The following is a 15,182-nucleotide window of genomic DNA, read 5'->3' on the forward strand; positions in this document are numbered from 1 at the left end:
ATTAAATTTAGTAACGTCAAAAAAGCCAACTGTATAGTTATGAAAAAGGAGGTGAATCATCCCCGTATTATCAATTCCATCTCAGAGTGGCATCGGGTAACTGATTTACCCAAACCGGAGCATCCGTTAATAAGCCTGATTCATCATGCCGATGTAAAAACTATTTCCGATGAACATTTGAAAGGGGTTGTCATTAATTTTTACATTATCTCTGTCAAGAAAGACTTCAAAGGCAAGATGAAGTATGGTAAAAATTATTACGATTTTGACGAAGGCACAATGACGTTTGTCTCTCCAGGACAAGTACTTGCGGTAGAAGATGATGAGAGTAGAGATTGCTCTGGCTGGTCACTTCTTGTTCATCCTGATTTTATTAGAAGCTATCCATTGGGGAAGACGATCAAAACGTACGGTTTCTTTTCTTATGAAGTTACAGAAGCGCTACACCTTTCCGATAAAGAAGACGCCCTGATGGAATCGTTGATTAGACACATTGAACAGGAATATCATTCTTCCATCGACAATTACAGTCAGGATGTAATGGTCTCGCACCTGGATTTACTGCTCAATTATGCGAATCGTTTTTACAACCGTCAATTTATTACCCGTAAAAACGCCAGCCATGATCTATTGACCAATCTGGAAGAACTGTTATCGGATTATTTTGGCAGCAGTAAAGTGCAGGAAATGGGGCTTCCTACAGTTCAGTATATTTCTGAGACGCTCAATGTCTCCCCAAACTATTTAAGTGATCTGTTAAGAAAGCTTACGGGGCAAAGCACCCAACAACATATTCAGAATAAACTAATTGAGAAAGCCAAGGAAATCTTAACAACGACTACACTGTCAGTCAGCGAAATAGCGTATCAACTCGGCTTTGAATATCCGCAATCATTTAACAAACTCTTTAAGAGCAAGACCCACGTTTCACCACTCGAATTCAGGCAGTCGTTTAATTAACCAGTCGATGGTGCGAATGTCTTCGTTCGCGCTATCAACGCCGAATCAGCACACCCGGATGCGCCCCGGTAGCTTTCTGCCCCTGATACACGAGTTGCCCTGCCACCCAAACGGCTTCGATACCTGTTGACAGCGCACTACTCGCGCCAATACGGGCGTTGTCCGTTACAGTATCGGGATTTAACAGCACCAAATCAGCGAAGTAGCCCGGTGTAATGATGCCCCGGTTCTTCAGGCCAAGATGTTCGGCTGTCAGGGCTGTCATTTTATAGATGGCGGTTTCTAGTGGCATTAATTTCTGGTCACGCACATAGCGACCCAGCACCCGCGTAAAGGCACCGTACCCACGGGGATGACCTCCATACGACCCATCAGAGCAGATATTCGTCTGAGACCAGGCCAGAAAATTCTTTACGTCGGGTTCATCCATCGATTTGCCCATAATACCCTCTACACCCTCAGCCTCTGGATTTTTCAGGGAGAACGTCGATGCTTCGGCCACTAAACCCATCAATGTTTGAGCAGGTTTTTCATGTCGAAGTTGAGCAATATCGCCAATGGTTTTCCCGGCATAAGTCGGGTTGGCAGCAAACCGCACCAGCACCGACTGTGTCGGATCGAACAGTTGGTTCACGGCAAATTCGGCACTGGTAGCGTTGGTATAATCCCGCTTGGGAAACAGTACCCGCAACGTAGACATCCAGTAATCATAAGGGTAGCAGTCGGCAGAGATATTGATTCCTTCAGCTCGGGCACGTTCCAGCTGGGCAAGAAGTTGCGATGATTGACCCCATTTATCGCGCAGAGCGATTTTCAGGTGAGAAATCTGCACGGGCATCTTTGTTACCCGGCCAATTTCAATGATTTCGTCGATGGCATCGTCAATCATCACGTCTTCACTACGGATATGGCTGATGTATCGTCCACCCGAATCGGCAGCCGCCTGCGCCAGTTGGATTACTTCATCGCGATTCGAGAAAAACGCTTCTTCGTATTCCAATCCCGTCGATAATCCGAGTGATCCTTTACTCATTTCTGTCCGCAACAGGGCTTTCATCTTATCAACTTCTTCGGGTTTGGCTGTCCGATAAAGCCCATTGACCCCCATCGCCTGCTGGCGCAAAGTGGCATGGCCTGTATAGGTCGCAATGTTAACGGCAACGGGCTTTTGTTTCAACTGAGCCCTCAACGTATCCATCCAGTAACTACCGCCATCCTGCCCCGACACAATTGTGGTAATTCCCTGATTAACAACCGCCAGCGCATCAGGTTGCTTGTCAAACCCCGATACATGGTGACTGTGACTATCGATAAAGCCGGGGGCGAGCACAAGCCCTTTTCCATCTGTAACCGATTCATTTGGGAAAGTAGTCAACTCACCAATTTCCCAAATTCGATCATTACGAAGCCGAACAGCGGCTTTGCGGGGGGCGGTTCCGGTTCCATCAATCAGCCGAATGTTGGTAATCAACTGAGTTTTTGGCAGTTGGGGCGTTTTCCCTTCGAAAACGTCGCGGGCCACACGTCCGGCGGCATTTCCTCCATTCGTCAAGATGATCAACGTCTGTTTTTTGTCGATGTAACGAACGATCATTGTCCGAAAACCAACCCAACTGCCGGTGTGCATCAGCACCTTGCCACTATCTTCAACCATCCAGCCAAAGCCATACGGATAGGTCGTAGCATCGTTCAGTTTGACGGGAGTAAAGGCCTCTTTAAGTGTGCTGGCTTTCACCAGCTTTTCGGTATAGAGTGCCTGACTCCAGGCTAGTAAATCGTCGGCTGATGAATACACATTCCCATCACCAATAACGCCATCCAGTCGTATCAGATCATCCGGTACGTTTTTTCCATTCTCCCGCCTGAAACCGTACACTCGATTGCGGGGCGTGGTGCTGCTTTTGTGATAATAGATGTAAGTATTCTTGAGCTTGAGTGGTCGGACGATGTTTTTATCAAAAAACGTTTCGATAGGCATACCACCTACTTTCGTGATGATCGATCCGAGTAATACATAGCCCGTATTGCAATACTCCCATCGGTCGCCGGGTTGAAAAATAACAGCGGGTTGGTATTGGTGAAGCAACTGAAGCATGCTATCATTCGTCAGCGTATCGAGTGGTCCCGTATATTTCTGCGCCAGATCGAAGTATTCGGGTAGACCTGATGTATGGTTGAGCAAGTCGCGCACCGTGATCGTTGTGTAGGGAAAATCAGGCAAATACGTTTGCACAGGCTCATCATAGCTGAGTTTACCCCGCTCCTGCAATTGCATGATCATCATGGCCATAAATTGCTTTGACACCGAAGCCAGGTTAAAGGCGGAGCTTGTTGTCAGGGGTTCATTGGTGCCAATATTCCCGGTACCTAGTGCCTTCTTATAGAGAACTTTACCCTGCTCGGCTACGAGCACGACCCCGCTAAACATAGCCCGATCATGAAGCACGGTTAACGTCGAATCGAGTGTTTTTAGGCGAGGAGCCAGCACGGATGCATTCTTTTGTCCGTACGTGACTGAACAACTAACCAGGAATGCAAGCGAAAGGAAGCGTAAAATTCGATTCATAACATACTGGATTTGGGTGGGGTTGGTACAATAGTCGATTGTTTAACCGTATAGAGAGCAATGGCGCTACTATGGACACGCACCATCGGCAACTTTGCGAGTTGTTGCAGAAACTGAGCGTACTCTTTAATATCGTGCATAAGCACTTTCAACTGGTAATCGATTGTTCCGGCCAGGTGGTAAGCTTCCAGCACATCGGGCATCTGGCGGATACTCTCTTCAAATTCATTGATATTTTCGGGGGTATAATCCGGCATTGAGACGTTGCAGAAAACGACTAAGGATCGCCCTACTTTTTCGGCATTGACCAAAGCCACGTAACTGTCAATAACACCGTCACGCTCCATTCGCTTGATTCGCTCAAAAATGGGCGTCGTGGTCATACCCAGTTGCTCTGCCAGATCTTTGATTGTCAGTTTGGCATTTTGCTGCAATAAGGTCAGCAAGCGTAAGTCAATGTCATCGAGCATAGCCAGAACAGAATAGTATTCTTTTCGAGATATGGTTTTAGTAGTTAAAAAGAATAATATTCCATGCTTTCAGGAACAGCATTATTATATTCAGAAAATTAAACAATTATAAGAACGAATCTATAGATTTATCGAAAAATTCAGAACAATTAACAGATGAATAATCGGGCTATTCTTCTTACTGATGGCATACTGAGCACCCCGAATGCCAAAACCGCCCACGGTCTGATTCGTGGCTCGGATCGATACACGATTGTGGGCGTTATTGATGCGCCCACTGCCGGACAAGATGCAGGTACTGTCCTCGACGGAACGGCCCGTAACATTCCTGTATTTGCCTCGGTCGATGACGCTCTTTCGCAGGTGGGTCCTGTTGATTATGCTATTGTTGCTGTAGCGACGAGCGGAGGTTTTTTACCCCCAACGATGCTCAGTGATATTCGGCAAAGTCTGGAAAAAGGACTATCGGTTGTAAACGGTTTGCATGAATTTTTAAGCGAGAAACCCGACCTCGTTGCTTTGTCTCAGCAATATGGCGGGCAACTCATTGACGTACGACGACCGAAAACCCGACAGGAGCTACACTTCTGGACGGGCGAAATCAATCAGATAACAGCTCCCATTATCGCCGTCATTGGCACCGACTGTGCTCTTGGGAAACGCACAACTACCCGCCTGATTCGGGAAGCCTGCGAACGGCAGGGGCTCAACGCACAAATGATTTATACGGGTCAAACCGGCTGGCTGCAGGGAGGAAAATATGGGTTCATTTTCGACTCAACACTCAACGATTTCGTATCGGGCGAGCTCGAACATGCACTTGTCTCCTGCTGGCGTGAAACTAGTGCAGACGTATTGTTAATTGAAGGCCAGGCTGCCCTCCGAAACCCTAGTGGCCCCTGTGGCTCTGAGTTTTTAGTGTCGGGAAATGCCCGGTATGTGGTGCTGGTTCACTCCCCGACGCGAACGTTCTATGATCATGAGGAACACTGGGGACGTATTCCACCCGTCGAAACCGAAATCAACCTGATCAAGGCGTATGGGTCAACGGTTATAGCGTTGGCACTTAATACGGAAGGATGTAGTCGGGAAGACGCCTTTGCCTACCAGAAACAATATGCCGAACAACTAGGTATTCCTGTTCTATTGCCACTAGAAGAAGGTGTCGATTCCATTGTTCCTGTTATTCAGACTTTAACCTCTACAGTTCATGCGCATTAACGCAGTCCGCGCCTATTGCCGGGATTTGACCCTGACAAAACCATACACCATCGCTTACCAGACGATATCGACAGTCGAGAATGTTTTTCTGGAGATTGAGCTTGCCAATGGACTCGTTGGTATTGGAGCGGCTAATCCATCGCCAGAAGTAGTCGGTGAATCACCGGATCAGGCCCTGCATAATCTGCAAAGTGAATGGGTAGCCAGCCTGGTTGGGCGCGACATTCGTTTATTCAATTCCTTGCTCGACGAAGCACACCAACAATTTCCAAACGCGCCCGGTACACTGGCTGCGCTGGACATTGCCCTGCATGATGCATTTGGTCAGTTTCTGGACATTCCGATTGTCCAGTTTTACGGGCAGAAAATTCAGGCATTACCGACTTCGGTCACCATCGGCATCATGAATGTAGCCGATACGCTTGCCGAAGCTGCTACCTTTTACGAGCAAGGGTTTCGGGTGTTAAAAGTCAAAACCGGACTTGATGTTGCCGAAGATATTGAGCGTATCCTCAAACTCCGGGAGAATTACGGGAACAAGTTCACCATTCGGGTTGACGCCAATCAGGGCTATTCATTACCTGATTTGCAGCAATTTCTGGCAGCTACCCGCTCTTCTGATGTAGAACTAATTGAGCAACCGTTGCTCGTTGGCAAAGAGCAGGAGCTACTGACATTACCGACTGACACACGAAGCCTGCTTGCCGCCGATGAATCCCTGAAAGGTCCCGAAGTGGCCCTGAAGTTGGCGCAACAACCGCAACCGTTTGGTATTTTCAACATCAAACTGATGAAATGCGGAGGGATTCGGGCCGCTCTCGACATTGCTACCATTGCCAAGTCCGCCAAAATCTCCCTATTTTGGGGTTGCAATGACGAAAGCCGGGTGAGTATTGCGGCAGCGCTGCATGCTGCCTTCGCGTGCCCAAACACTCGCTACATCGACCTCGACGGTAGTTTGGACCTCGCCGAAGACATCGTATCGGGTGGATTTATCCTGGAAAACGGCCTGATGCGACCAGCCGAAGGTGCAGGACTAGGACTTACTCGTTTGTAGATGTACCCATAACACCATATATCATACATCCTACATCCATAAATGCTTCCCTACTTTCCTTTTGGCCAGCAGTTCAACGATAAAATGGGTACCTATCCATTGCTCGAAAGCGACCGGCTTATTGATGTAGACGAGCAGTATCCAAATCAGATAGCACTCAAGCGGCAACAGCTGTCAGACTTACCTGCTTATTACTACCAGACACTACCCGATTATGAAACGGCGCAATGGGAAGTCCTGGAGTTGGTTTTAGAAAATATAGCTCGGTTTTTTCCCGATTCGTTTACGCTCCATCGGCAGGACAATCAGTGGATTTGGCAAAATCATATCCTAAACGAAGAAACAGCATTTACATTCGGTGATACACAGACCCTGCCCAACGATCCACTCGATTGGGTGGGTCGACAGGTTCAGGAGGATTTAATCCTGCTTTCGGGCGACGATGTCAGGTTAGTGGCCGGTCAGCTTTGTTTTGGGAATGATTGGTGTCTGGACGAGAAGTTAGGTCTCCCCTTCTGGCAAATTCACGCGCCTATTGTCTCAATCGTGGAGCCTATGATGCGAGCCGCTCAGACGTTAATGGAGCGCCTACCCGTTGGCCGTCCGGTTTGGCGATTAAACTGGAGCGTGAAAGTGAGTGATCAACTGGACATGACGAGCCGACATATCCCAACGATGCACCAACTCCTCACCGACCACCTACCTTCTCTAATACCCGATACGATTGGCGACCAACTTTACGTTCGTGTCGAACGCCAAACCCTTACCCGGCTACCTGGTTCGGGAGCTATCCTATTCGGTATTCATACCTACCAGAACTTACTGGCTAACGAAGCCATCGATCCGGAGCGAGCGGCTCGAATGGCACAAGTCTTTAGCACTACTCCCTCCGCTATGCTTGCCTACAAAAGCATGACTCATTTTTTACCAGCGCTACTTGAGTATTTACACGCAAAGAGCCATAGGTAAACGTTTTCCGTTCTGGAGTCAGGTTTGAAAAACTGGCACTATAGCAACTAATTATTCCGTATAATTACAATTCTATAGAATCTTCCGCCAAAACTTCAGCATAAAACCAAATAACGTACATGACTAAACTTTCGCGCTCGATTGAATTACGGCCGGCCATTTTATTAGTCGTGAGCGGCATTGTCGGATCGGGGGTTTTCAAAAAAGTCGCGCCTATGGCGGCTGAACTAGGTTCTCCTCTGCTGGTACTGGCCTGTTGGGTTGCTGCTGGCGTCGTTAGTCTGGCAGGGGCACTTACCTACGCCGAAATGGCTGGCATGTTTCCCCAATCGGGTGGCGAATATGTTTACTTCAAGAAAGTTTACGGGCGCTTATTTGCCTTTCTCTATGGCTGGGGAGCTTTCACCGTTATGCGAACGGCCACCATCGCAGCACTCGCCCACATTTTTGGCCAGTCGTTAATATCCTTAACCGGCTTACAGGGTGATTCCGTTGAGCTTGCAGTCAAATGTGTGGCAACCGGACTAATTACGTTTCTAAGCCTGATTAATTATCGGGGCGTTACCTTTGCCGAAGGTCTGAGCCGGGGGCTTATCTATCTGACCTTCATAGCCGTTGCCATTATAGCGGTACTGGGTTTTACGGCAGTATCCGGCAGTATGGCCAATCTTACGCAATCCGTTCCGGTAACCGCGACGACTGCCCACAGGAGTTTACTGGGCTCACTCGTTGTTGCATCGCTGGGTGCATTCTGGGGCTATGAAGGCTGGAATCAGATTGCCTATATTGGCGAGGAAGTCAAAAATCCACAGCGAAATCTGCCCATTGCGCTTGGTGTGGGAACGGGCATCGTCGTTCTTATTTATGTGCTGTTGAATATCGTGTATGTATATGTACTGCCAATCAATGAACTAGCAGGCCTGTCTACTACACCCGGAAAAATTGCGGCTGTCGAGGTGGTGCGTCAGGCAGCAGGATGGGCAGGCGCGTTATTTATTTCGGTCTTGATTCTGGTAACGACCTCGAACTCAACGAATGCCTCTATTCTGATGCCCGCTCGGGTTTTCTATGCCATGGCCCGGGATGGTTTGTTTTTCAAAGCCGCTGCCGTCATTCACCCCCGCTACAAAACTCCATCGGTAGCCATTCTTCTCCAGTCCTTGTGGTCCATTATTATGGTCTGGTCGGGGAGTTTCGATCAGTTAACCGACATGCTGGTCTTTGCTTCGTTTATTTTCTACGGAGCCACTGCTTTTGGCGTACTGTTGCTCCGCTATAAACAACCCGACTTACATCGCCCTTACCGGGTTATTGGCTACCCGATTGTGCCTGCGTTCTTCTGTGGTTGCTGTGCGTTGCTGGTTATCATGACCCTCATTAATCAGCCACGGGAAGCGTTAACGGGTCTGGGCTTAATTGCTACCGGGCTTCCTTTTTACTGGTATTGGCAATCAAAACCTCCCGTAATCGAATCAGACCGTGTGGATGCTGTCGATACAGTTTGATTAGAACTGGGTCGTTTACATTAGGCGAAAGCATTTCCGCCCTTTGCTATCAAACAGGCGTTTCGTCAATGCGAGTTAAGCGCCGGTTTCTGATTTATGCAACGCTTCGTATTCACTCTGCTCGGTACGCTACTGGCTCTGCTATTGACAGTCAACGCCCTGGCGCAAAACGTTCTACCACAGAAACAGCGACTTGCCTGGTGGCAGGATGCCCGATTTGGCCTTTTCATTCATTGGGGACCGGTAACGCTCACGGGCAAAGAAATAAGCTGGTCGCGGAATGAGTATGGTAAAAGTAAATACGACTCACTCTATCTCCGATTTAACCCCACCCGCTTCAATGCAAAAGAATGGGTTGCTCAGGCCAAAGCGAGCGGTATGAAGTATGTTGTACTGACGGCCAAGCACCATGATGGCTTCTGTTTGTGGAACACTCAAACCACATCCTACAACATCATGTCGGCACCTTTTGGGCGTGATGTCTGTAAAGAACTGGCCGATGCCGTTCATGAGGCTGGCCTCTCGCTCGGTTGGTATTTTTCGCTGGCCGACTGGAAAGATCCGGACTGTCGCAATCCGGTCAGTAACAACGCGTTTACCGACCGGATGAAGACCCAGCTCACCGAGCTGCTGACTAACTATGGTAAGGTAAACCTGTTATGGTTCGATTATGAAGGCTCGCCATCACCGGCCAATCCCAAACCAATTTATGAACTCGTCCATCGACTACAACCGGGTATCATTCTGAATAACCGATTGGAAGCGTTTACACCTGATGAGGCGCACAGCCAACCGGGGAACTATGGCGACTATACAACGCCAGAAGGGTTTGTTGCGGGTTTCGGACAAACTCCCTGGGAGACCTGTACCAATATGGGGCATCAGTGGGCCTGGAAATTTGGGGATACGCCCCGCAGCCTGAGCGAGTCTGTTCATACATTGCTCCGTTGTGTTGGCAGCAATGGCAATTTACTGCTCAATGTTGGCCCGGATAGTCTGGGGCAGTTTCCTCCACTTTTCTCCAATCGTCTGCACGAACTCGGAGCCTGGATTGCTCCCCGTTCAGCAGTAATTTACGGAACCAAAGGCGGGCCTTACACACCCACAGATACCTATGTATGCACGCAGAAAGGCAACACTATTTTCATCCAGATTTTGTCGGGCAAGGATGAGAGAATCACGTTACCAGCACTCCCTGCGACGATTAGACAAGCCGCATTGATTGATGGCCGACCCGTGCAATTCAGTCAGGGAAAGGCTACCGTACAGTTGGTGATTCCGGCAGCAATGCACGATTCAATCGCGACCATTATTGCGCTCACACTTGATCGACTGGCTGCTACGTTGCCACTTATCCGTCCATTCACGAAAACGGGGTCATTGGCCTACACCAAAACAGCAACGGCTTCCAGTGAATTAAGTCATTTCTTACACGACGCCAGCGCTGCCGTTGACGATGATCCGAAAACGTACTGGAAATTAGGGCGACGGCCAGATGTTAATTTCGATGCTTATTATGGCCAGGATCTTTCGTTCCAATCGCCAACGTTACAGGCTGTGTATACCCCAGCCGGATGGCTGGAAGTCGATTTGGGAAAACCGCAACGAATTGGCGAAGTACTTATCAGCGATTTCTCTTCGCAACCAAATTCAGAACCAGTCGCTAAAATCGGGCGCTTTGTTGTTCAGTATCAGAAAGGGCAGCAATGGGTAACAATTGCCAACGGTCAGCAACCCGGCACTGTCTGGCGGCAGGCCGTTTCGCCTGTTACAGGGCAGCGATTTCGATTGGTCATTCAGGAGTCTACTGGCAGCATCGGCATCCGGGAATTCGAATTATTTCCACCGAAATGATGAATTTGTCTAAGCCAAATCTGAACCTGGCTTATTCGATTACCGGATAGCCTTTATCGATCCAGTCGGTCTTCAGATTTTTGCTCACATTCAGCAGTTTGTGATTCTTGAAACCCAGTTCGTTGAGTTTGGTAAACGCTGGGCGAACATTTGGACATTTCGCGAACGGGCAGCAACCGCAGTAAATCACAATCTCGCGATTTTTAGGTTCTTTGCTCAGTAATTTCTCCAGCTTAACCAGATTTTCTACTTCGCTACCTGGCCCGACACCTATCGATGTTTTAATAGTAGCCGCTGGCCCAATGCTGATAATAAGTGGCTTACTCGCATCAGTACTAGTAATGGTAGCAGCCAGATCAGCTGGTTCCAGCAGTTGTTCTGGTGTCCAGGGTTCGGCTTTTTTCCAACCGACCTGCACAATGAGTACTGTTATCAGTAACGCTACGAAAGCAAGTGAGAAACGAATTGTTTTTGTGTTCATAAGCTGGCGAGCAACGATGTCCGCGTTTGTTGAATGTGTTCGACTAAAGAAGGCCAAAAATACGCGAAATGCTCACCAATCTGGTCGTAGTAAGTCGTAAAATCCTCGATTACTGTGTCTAATCCTGATGGGTAAACCGTTCGGCGGGCAACGCCTTTTAGCGATCGATCAATTCCTTCGGTAAACTGATAATTGCTGAGCCAATCCTGCCGAGTCATATAGTCGGCCATACGGACAGCATTTAACGGCATAGCAGCCTGATTTTTCTGAAGAGTTTGATAGAAATACGGAACAAATTCAGCCAATGTTTCACCTGTCAACGACAGAAAATTGATAGCCAGGAAGTGATCAAAGAAAATATCGACGGCGGCACCGGCATATTTATGACAACGCGGATGCAACAGATCACGTACGGCGGCTACATCAGGATGTGCATCGGTGAACGTATCAATGGCGCGGTGTAGCCGAACACCCGCTACGACACCCGGTGTCAGCTGATGACGGGAACCAGCAGGGTCGCCTTTGATGAAATCGCCAATAAAGTTGCCAATTAATAGCTCTGAATGTCGGCCTGAAAGATAAGCGTGTGCCAGAATATTCATGGCACCTTCTGTTCGACAGGAGTCTCAACGCCAGACACATAGCGCTCTACAGTTACACCAAATCGGCGAAGGAAATCAACGCCCTCATCGGAGGGAATGCCTTTATATTCAGCGTAGGAATTCAGGTAAACGACACGAGCGATTTTCATACTGTAAATAATTCGGGCGCAGGCAATGCAGGGCGACAATGTCACATAGATTGTTGATCCTTCAATTTCTGAGCCATTTTTAGCCGCATACAAAATCGCATTCTGCTCGGCATGAAGCGCCAACGAACACGAACCTTTCGAATCACGAGGACAACCCACGCCAGGAAATTCTTCGTCACAATTGTGTGTACCTGCTGGGGGACCGTTGTAGCCAATCGAGATGATACGGGTATCGCGGGTTAATACAGCGCCCACTTGTGCTTTGATGCAGTGTGATCGTTTGGCCAGATTTACAGCCAAATCCATAAAAATATCATCGAAGCGAGGACGTTCCGCTTTGGGTTTGACAGGAGAAACTAAACTATCTATAGATGGTGTCATCCTGTAAAGTTACGCCCTGAATCAGGCAAATAATAGATTATCCAGGACATTAAACCTCAACCATAATCGTTTCTCCAATTTACCATCGAGTTCGTACACAAATCAATCCGCTCTAACAGGATAGGCGTAGATAGCTTATTATGCAGAAAATCAAAACCTATTTGGCCATTTTAGGGTGTTTCATCCCCCTATTGGGTTTAGCGCAACGAATAGATAATACGGCGTCGTTTCGACAAATGGGCTCCGATAATTACTTCCGCCTACACTACGACAACGACTATTTCACGGCAACTGATCAGTACTATACGCAGGGCTATAATTTTGAAGTTGTCAACCCAGGGCTCCGAAAAAATCCACTCACAAAACTGCTCATTAAAGCCAGAGACAGTCATGTACAATACGGGCTGGCATTAGAGCATTTCGGGTTTACGCCGACCACCCTTGGCAGCGATGCTATTTTGGTGGGCGATCGCCCGTTTGCAGCCTGTATTCTACTCAAAACGTTCAGTATATCAACCGATACGCTACGCCGGGTCAGGATATCATCATTGCTGAATACGGGGATGATCGGACCCGTTGCGTTTGGATACGAAATGCAGCGGGCTATCCATCGACTCATAAACGGGGTTGAACCGCATGGCTGGCAGCATCAGATTCGCAACGACGTGATTTTGAATTATAATCTTAATTACGAGAAACAACTGTATGCCTATCGCCATGCGCTGTCGGTAAGTGCCAATGCACAGGCTCAGGTGGGTACATTTGCAGATCGCTTGCAAACGGGCTTTGTGGTGATGGCGGGGCAGTTCGATTCACCCTTTGGCGCTCCCCCAACCAATCGGCGGTTGCAACTATATGTGTATGCCCAACCGTTGGTCAGTCTTGTCGCCTATGATGCCAGCTTGCAGGGCGGCCTGTTCAATCGAAGCAGCCCCTACGTAATTCCAGCCGATCAACTGGCACGTACTACGTTTCAGGCGAACTTCGGAGCAGTGTTTCGCTACAAAAAGCTGTATCTGGAATATTATCAGTCGGCGCTCACCCGAGAATTTGAAACGGGCATGCCTCACCGCTGGGGTGGCATAAAAATCGGCGTATCGTTCAATACATTTGCCCATCAGCATGGCTGATGTTAATAGCTAATAAATTGCTCCCGGCCTATAACAAGCATGCCTAAATCTTGAGTTAAAAGATCGTCAAGAATAGACCAACGAGTCTCCAGAAAAGCTGTTAGTTCCCGATTCCGAATATTTCCCAGTCGAAGGTAAACAATACGGGGTGGTGGACCTTTCAAGAAAAATGAATCAGGAAAGTCAGAATCTTTTGTCACAATAATGCGATTCTCTTCAATGGCTATTTTAGCTATGTCAGCATCTCGCAACAAATGACCTTCGGGAAAATGGGTAGTATGAATGGCATCAGTACCTTTCCAAAGCAAATATGTTGCTAACATAGGTGGTAATTGTGTGTCAACAATAAACTTTAACACAGCAGATCACGAGGCTAATGGCAGGGCAATAATGGTTCGGGCATTGGCAATATGGGCCGCATATAGCAAAGCTGCGTGAATGTCAGCTTCTTCCAAATAGGGATAATCAGCCAGAATTTCCTGATTGGTCATTCCAGCAGCTAACAGTTCGAGGAGCTGTGCCACCGTAAATCGCATATTGCGAAGCGTTGGCTTCCCCTGACTAACAGCCGGATTTAGAGTTACGCGAGCAAGTAGGTTTTCCATAATACTCAAACATTTCAGCAAAACTACGACTTTTTGAACTCTGTTTGGGATTCGTTGTCATGTGGGAGATTAGCACGACAGGAAGTTTGCAGATCAGGCTACTCTTGTGATCCAACCAGAAAATTTAAAGGTCGTTAGGTAATCCGTTAGGCTTTCTCTAATCAAACTAGTAGTATCACGACACAAAATAAATCTGCATGCATACGCTTTGGTTAAATTATGCATGTTACCCTATATTCGCTAGTAAATACTCTTGATAAATGAAAGTTAGAAAAGCAGTTATTACCGCAGCCGCTCGCGGGGAACGATTGTATCCGGTAGCCGATACGATACAGAAAGCCATGCTCCCGATTATTGATACCGATGGGCTGCATAAACCCGTTATTCAGGCCATTGCCGAAGAGGCTTTTCTAAGCGGTATTGAGGAAATCTGCATCGTTTGTGCGCCCGGTGATGGAGAACGTTACATCAATGCCTTCACGTCGTTGCGCGATAACCTGATCAAATCATACAAAAGCGTTGACTGGGCACAGGAAGAAGCCGAAAAAATTGACACCCTTATCAGTCGCATTCAGTTTACCGAGCAGCAGGAGCCTCTGGGCTATGGCCATGCCGTTTATTGCGCTAAAGACTTTGTCAATGATGAGCCGTTTCTACTTCTGCTGGGCGATTACCTATACGTGTCTAACCTCATTAGTAAACGATGCGCAACTCAACTCATCGAACTGGCGATGCAGGAAGATTGCTCTGTATCGGCGGTTAATCCCACCATTGAGCATCAGATAGGTCGATATGGTACGCTCACTGGCAAGCATGTGCCTGGCATAAATGGGGTTTATCAGATTGAAAAGCTTATTGAGAAACCATCACTAAGTGTGGCTGAGCTCGAACTGCAAACACCCGGCCTGCGCGTTGGCTACTACCTCTGTTTCTTTGGCATGCACGTATTTACGCCCACGGTGTTTAGCCTTCTTGAGAAACAACTAGCCCAGGGCAGCAAGAATACCCCGTTGACGCCCGCGCTACAGGAACTGGCCAATACTGAAAAATACCTGGCGCTGGAAGTTAAGGGCAATCGCTATGACCTGAGCGGACGACAAGGGCTTCTGCGGGCACAAATGGCACTCGGACTTGCGGGTGTGGCCCACGACGAGACGCTGACGTCGATGGTCGAACTTCTGGCCGAAGCCAATACCCGAAAGGCTCAGTTGAATGAAGAGTGAAGAATTAAG

At 48.1% G+C, this 15,182-nt stretch carries 15 protein-coding genes; 8 read left to right on the forward strand and 7 right to left on the reverse strand.

The window, feature by feature from the left end:
• Positions 1-39 precede the first annotated feature (39 nt).
• A complete protein-coding gene (locus GO755_RS07945; RefSeq protein ID WP_157584221.1) occupies positions 40-960 on the forward strand; it encodes a helix-turn-helix domain-containing protein in 921 nt (306 codons plus the stop codon).
• 34 nt (positions 961-994) lie between these two features.
• On the opposite strand, the gene GO755_RS07950 is transcribed toward GO755_RS07945, so the two are convergent.
• On the reverse strand, positions 995-3,526 hold the full coding sequence (locus GO755_RS07950) for a serine hydrolase (RefSeq protein WP_157584222.1): 2,532 nt from the start codon (positions 3,524-3,526) through the stop codon (positions 995-997).
• Positions 3,523-3,996: an Lrp/AsnC family transcriptional regulator gene (locus GO755_RS07955; RefSeq protein ID WP_157584223.1), complete on the reverse strand. Its 474-nt coding sequence runs from the start codon at positions 3,994-3,996 to the stop codon at positions 3,523-3,525. Before GO755_RS07955 ends, GO755_RS07950 begins: the two co-directional genes overlap by 4 nt.
• A gap of 156 nt (positions 3,997-4,152) precedes the next feature.
• On the opposite strand from GO755_RS07955, the gene GO755_RS07960 reads away from it, so the two are divergent.
• The 5 genes from GO755_RS07960 (at position 4,153) to GO755_RS07980 (ending at position 10,602) form a co-directional block, all read left to right on the forward strand.
• The gene (locus tag GO755_RS07960; RefSeq protein WP_157584224.1) at positions 4,153-5,217 is read left to right on the forward strand and encodes a DUF1611 domain-containing protein; all 1,065 of its coding nucleotides are present in this window, start codon (positions 4,153-4,155) and stop codon (positions 5,215-5,217) included.
• A complete protein-coding gene (locus GO755_RS07965) occupies positions 5,207-6,274 on the forward strand; it encodes a mandelate racemase/muconate lactonizing enzyme family protein (RefSeq protein WP_157584225.1) in 1,068 nt (355 codons plus the stop codon). The genes GO755_RS07960 and GO755_RS07965 overlap by 11 nt, the downstream gene beginning before the upstream one ends.
• A 42-nt stretch (positions 6,275-6,316) precedes the next feature.
• On the forward strand, positions 6,317-7,243 hold the full coding sequence (locus tag GO755_RS07970) for a heme-dependent oxidative N-demethylase family protein (RefSeq protein WP_157584226.1): 927 nt from the start codon (positions 6,317-6,319) through the stop codon (positions 7,241-7,243).
• Positions 7,244-7,362: 119 nt separating this feature from the next.
• Entirely contained in the window at positions 7,363-8,748 is a 1,386-nt protein-coding gene (locus GO755_RS07975) for an APC family permease (RefSeq protein WP_157584227.1), read from the forward strand.
• 96 nt (positions 8,749-8,844) lie between these two features.
• On the forward strand, positions 8,845-10,602 hold the full coding sequence (locus tag GO755_RS07980; protein WP_157584228.1) for an alpha-L-fucosidase: 1,758 nt from the start codon (positions 8,845-8,847) through the stop codon (positions 10,600-10,602).
• A gap of 31 nt (positions 10,603-10,633) precedes the next feature.
• Here GO755_RS07980 and GO755_RS07985 read toward each other — a convergent pair whose 3' ends face one another.
• From GO755_RS07985 to GO755_RS07995, 3 genes are read right to left on the reverse strand one after another with little or no spacing between them, the layout of a single operon-like run.
• Entirely contained in the window at positions 10,634-11,083 is a 450-nt protein-coding gene (locus GO755_RS07985) for a rhodanese-like domain-containing protein (protein ID WP_157584229.1), read from the reverse strand.
• Positions 11,080-11,685, reverse strand: coding sequence for an acyl carrier protein phosphodiesterase (locus GO755_RS07990; protein WP_157584230.1), 606 nt, complete (start codon positions 11,683-11,685; stop codon positions 11,080-11,082). Before GO755_RS07990 ends, GO755_RS07985 begins: the two co-directional genes overlap by 4 nt.
• Positions 11,682-12,215 carry a deoxycytidylate deaminase gene (locus tag GO755_RS07995; RefSeq protein WP_157584231.1) on the reverse strand — a complete coding sequence of 178 codons (534 nt, stop codon included), beginning with the start codon at positions 12,213-12,215 and terminating at the stop codon, positions 11,682-11,684. Before GO755_RS07995 ends, GO755_RS07990 begins: the two co-directional genes overlap by 4 nt.
• 140 nt (positions 12,216-12,355) lie before the next feature.
• Between GO755_RS07995 and GO755_RS08000 the strand changes: the two genes are divergently transcribed.
• Positions 12,356-13,345, forward strand: a complete 990-nt coding sequence (locus GO755_RS08000; protein ID WP_157584232.1) for a lipid A deacylase LpxR family protein — start codon at positions 12,356-12,358, stop codon at positions 13,343-13,345.
• A 2-nt stretch (positions 13,346-13,347) separates the two neighbouring features.
• Here the strand turns inward: GO755_RS08000 and GO755_RS08005 are convergent, their stop codons facing one another.
• Positions 13,348-13,704, reverse strand: coding sequence for a DUF5615 family PIN-like protein (locus tag GO755_RS08005; RefSeq protein WP_317165816.1), 357 nt, complete (start codon positions 13,702-13,704; stop codon positions 13,348-13,350).
• Between the two features lie 6 nt (positions 13,705-13,710).
• Positions 13,711-13,950: a DUF433 domain-containing protein gene (locus GO755_RS08010; RefSeq protein WP_157584234.1), complete on the reverse strand. Its 240-nt coding sequence runs from the start codon at positions 13,948-13,950 to the stop codon at positions 13,711-13,713.
• A gap of 260 nt (positions 13,951-14,210) precedes the next feature.
• On the opposite strand from GO755_RS08010, the gene GO755_RS08015 reads away from it, so the two are divergent.
• The gene (locus tag GO755_RS08015) at positions 14,211-15,173 is read left to right on the forward strand and encodes a UTP--glucose-1-phosphate uridylyltransferase (protein WP_157584235.1); all 963 of its coding nucleotides are present in this window, start codon (positions 14,211-14,213) and stop codon (positions 15,171-15,173) included.
• Positions 15,174-15,182 lie beyond the last annotated feature (9 nt).

Origin of the sequence: Spirosoma arboris (assembly GCF_009754945.1) — a bacterium.
Taxonomy (GTDB): Bacteria; Bacteroidota; Bacteroidia; order Cytophagales; family Spirosomataceae; genus Spirosoma; species Spirosoma arboris.

Bases quoted from the DNA above. Each gene is read 5' to 3' on its own strand.
- GO755_RS07945 (WP_157584221.1), top strand. From the start codon at position 40: ATGAAAAAGGAGGTGAATCATCCCCGTATTATCAATTCCATCTCAGAG.
- GO755_RS07950 (WP_157584222.1), bottom strand. From the start codon at position 3,526: ATGAATCGAATTTTACGCTTCCTTTCGCTTGCATTCCTGGTTAGTTGT.
- GO755_RS07955 (WP_157584223.1), bottom strand. From the start codon at position 3,996: ATGCTCGATGACATTGACTTACGCTTGCTGACCTTATTGCAGCAAAAT.
- GO755_RS07960 (WP_157584224.1), top strand. From the start codon at position 4,153: ATGAATAATCGGGCTATTCTTCTTACTGATGGCATACTGAGCACCCCG.
- GO755_RS07965 (WP_157584225.1), top strand. From the start codon at position 5,207: ATGCGCATTAACGCAGTCCGCGCCTATTGCCGGGATTTGACCCTGACA.
- GO755_RS07970 (WP_157584226.1), top strand. From the start codon at position 6,317: ATGCTTCCCTACTTTCCTTTTGGCCAGCAGTTCAACGATAAAATGGGT.
- GO755_RS07975 (WP_157584227.1), top strand. From the start codon at position 7,363: ATGACTAAACTTTCGCGCTCGATTGAATTACGGCCGGCCATTTTATTA.
- GO755_RS07980 (WP_157584228.1), top strand. From the start codon at position 8,845: ATGCAACGCTTCGTATTCACTCTGCTCGGTACGCTACTGGCTCTGCTA.
- GO755_RS07985 (WP_157584229.1), bottom strand. From the start codon at position 11,083: ATGAACACAAAAACAATTCGTTTCTCACTTGCTTTCGTAGCGTTACTG.
- GO755_RS07990 (WP_157584230.1), bottom strand. From the start codon at position 11,685: ATGAATATTCTGGCACACGCTTATCTTTCAGGCCGACATTCAGAGCTA.
- GO755_RS07995 (WP_157584231.1), bottom strand. From the start codon at position 12,215: ATGACACCATCTATAGATAGTTTAGTTTCTCCTGTCAAACCCAAAGCG.
- GO755_RS08000 (WP_157584232.1), top strand. From the start codon at position 12,356: ATGCAGAAAATCAAAACCTATTTGGCCATTTTAGGGTGTTTCATCCCC.
- GO755_RS08010 (WP_157584234.1), bottom strand. From the start codon at position 13,950: ATGGAAAACCTACTTGCTCGCGTAACTCTAAATCCGGCTGTTAGTCAG.
- GO755_RS08015 (WP_157584235.1), top strand. From the start codon at position 14,211: ATGAAAGTTAGAAAAGCAGTTATTACCGCAGCCGCTCGCGGGGAACGA.